This is a genomic window from Haladaptatus sp. W1 (genome assembly GCF_001723155.1).
Taxonomy (GTDB): domain Archaea; phylum Halobacteriota; class Halobacteria; order Halobacteriales; family Haladaptataceae; genus Haladaptatus; species Haladaptatus paucihalophilus.
This window is the reverse complement of sequence record NZ_MEIH01000131.1, coordinates 1-2318: the sequence shown is the minus strand read 5'-3', so window position 1 is coordinate 2318 and position 2318 is coordinate 1. Positions and strand designations below refer to the sequence as shown.

At 61.6% G+C, this 2318-nt stretch carries 1 protein-coding gene and 4 pseudogenes; 3 read left to right on the top strand and 2 right to left on the bottom strand.

What is annotated here, in order from left to right; genetic code table 11:
- Positions 1-686, bottom strand: a pseudogene (locus BG842_RS07080) (glycosyltransferase); the annotation flags it as partial.
- Between the two features lie 163 nt (positions 687-849).
- On the opposite strand from BG842_RS07080, the gene BG842_RS27305 reads away from it, so the two are divergent.
- Positions 850-1125: a ribonuclease P protein component 4 gene (locus tag BG842_RS27305; RefSeq protein WP_018128709.1), complete on the top strand. Its 276-nt coding sequence runs from the start codon at positions 850-852 to the stop codon at positions 1123-1125.
- Positions 1126-1331: 206 nt separating this feature from the next.
- A pseudogene (locus BG842_RS33010) lies at positions 1332-1564 on the top strand (DUF5799 family protein).
- 49 nt (positions 1565-1613) lie between these two features.
- On the opposite strand, the pseudogene BG842_RS28725 reads toward BG842_RS33010, so the two are convergent.
- Positions 1614-1838 (bottom strand): annotated as a pseudogene (locus BG842_RS28725) (CBS domain-containing protein); the annotation flags it as partial.
- A gap of 95 nt (positions 1839-1933) precedes the next feature.
- Between BG842_RS28725 and BG842_RS07070 the strand changes: the two are divergent.
- Positions 1934-2318: pseudogene (locus BG842_RS07070) on the top strand (DUF309 domain-containing protein); the annotation flags it as partial.

The following is a 2318-nucleotide window of genomic DNA, read 5'->3' as shown; positions in this document are numbered from 1 at the left end:
GGTTCTCCGTCCACCGTTTGACCGTCGAACTGGCGTGCGGGCCGTCGTCCACCGTCCCGAACCACGCGAAGTCGAAGTCCGTCTGCTGGGCGACTCGGCAGAACGTCGTGAGACCCTTGCGCTCGAAGACGTTCCCCAGTGCGAAGACGACCATGCCGTCCAAATCGTACCGCGCGCGGTACTCATCGCGGAAGGATTCGAACCCGGCGAGCGATTCTGCGTCCACGCCGTTCGAGATGGGGTGAATCGGCGCGTCCACGGGATACCGTTCGAGGACGGATTTCGTGTACTCGCTGGGACAGAGCACGAGGTCGGCCTGCGAGTAGAACCACTTCAGATACCGACCGAGCGGGCGCGCGACGAGGCTCGACCCGCGGAAACTCTCCGCGAAGTCCTCGCTCGTGACGTGCGAATGGAGGACGAGCGGGATATCGTTCCGTTTCGCGTGGCGCGCGACCGCGACTGAACCCGGCCCGATGACGTTGCAATGTGCCACGTCGAAGTCGGCGAAGAAACGACCCCCTACCGCCCCGGACAGCAGCGCGCGACCCGGCGTTTCCCCTCCCACGGCGACGTGATCACGTCCACGTCGGTTTCCGCTAACGCCTTGCGCTGTTGCTTCGTGGAGGTACCGATGCCGCTCCGGCCAGCCGGGATTCGAGTTCGAGGTAGTTGAGTACGCGCACTGCGGGGAAATGGCATAGCGCCCAATTACTCCTTTCGGAAAGGACTCATTGAACGACCGCAAAGTATTTGTTCCCATACGAGCATGACTCGCATGGGGCAATACAGGAACGATTTCTATCCTTGTCCTGTCTCGCCCCGGAAACCCCCACCCCCCCATTCCGAATGACAGTAGCTCAAGAGCGAATAGAGCGTCTCGAAGTACTTGCACGGGACGCCACCGCAGAGTGTAACGACGACCGAGCGCGGGAGTACGTCCGCCTCGCCAGACGAATCGCCGAGCGACACCGCCTTTCGCTCCCACAGCAGTTCAAACGATTCACGTGTGATGCCTGCGACGCCTATCTTCGTCCCGGAAAGAACGCACGGGTCCGACTACAGGACGGCCACGTCGTCATTACGTGTGACTGTGGCAATCAGGCGCGCTATCCCTACGACTGACCCGCACAGCTCCGTTCTCCGCGTTTTTGATTTCGACACGTCTCCCGTCGGAAAGCAGCCATTACGAACCGAATTACCGACCGTAGGAACCCCCTACTGGCGTGTTTTCGCCATCTTCGGCAGGTCTCGTCTCCTCTCGACGGTCCGTCCGGTTCGTCGTTCGCGCAGACGAAACTACCAAGTCTCGCGCCATATCACTGTCACCTATGAGCGGACAACGGTGGACGGACATGATAGTGGGGGACAGGATGGCGGTCGATAGGGAGTTCGCACAGGAAGTCGCCGACTCCAATTCTCGCGCCAGGAATGGGGACTGGTGATGACCGCGGTTGAGTTCGACATCGAACACCCCGAGGACGACGAGCGCGCGAAGCTCGTCGCCGACACGAGCAAGGTGAAACAGGTGATGCCGAGATGGAGAACATCCAGTCGCAGATGAACTCCATGACGGGCAAGTCGTCCAAGAAGGAAGGACGGGGCGTCTTCGGGTCGGTCAAGCTCAGCGGCGTGTCGACGTAGCAGGTGTTGACGTCCGGACTCGCCAGTTCGCCGACGTCCGTGTCGCCATCGGCTTCGCCTTCGGCTATCGCTCGAACGACGTCCGTGACGGTGACGATTCCTTCGAGTTCGCCATCGACGACGGGGACGCGGCGGGTTCGTTCGTCCAACATCAATTTAGCGACGTCTTCGACGGACGCGTCCTGCGTCGTCGTAACGAGCGAAAACGAGTATCGATTTTTCTCGACGCGTCGAGGACGACCAGTACCAACACACAAACCCGTGGCGTGCGAACGATACCGCGACTGCAATGGACGACCACACACGCGACCCGACCGCCGACCGCCACCGACCGGCCGAATCCCGTCGGGGTGGCTCCGGAGCGAGACTGCTGGGAACACGGGACGCTTCGAACGGCGGTGATTCACGGCGTCCGACTGTTCAACGCCGGGGAGTTCCACGAGAGCCACGACTGCTTCGAGGACGAGTGGTACAACTACGGCAACGGGTCGGTCGAGAGCGCGTTCCTCCACGGAATGGTGCAGGTCGCGGCGGGCGCGTACAAGCACTTCGACTTCGAGGACGACGGCGGCATGCGCTCGCTCTTCGAAACCGCGCTTCAGTACCTCCACGGCGTTCCGAGCGACTTCTACGGCGTGAACGTCACCGACGTTCGAACGAAGATGACGAACGCG

Bases quoted from the DNA above. Each gene is read 5' to 3' on its own strand.
- BG842_RS27305 (WP_018128709.1), top strand. From the start codon at position 850: ATGACAGTAGCTCAAGAGCGAATAGAGCGTCTCGAAGTACTTGCACGG.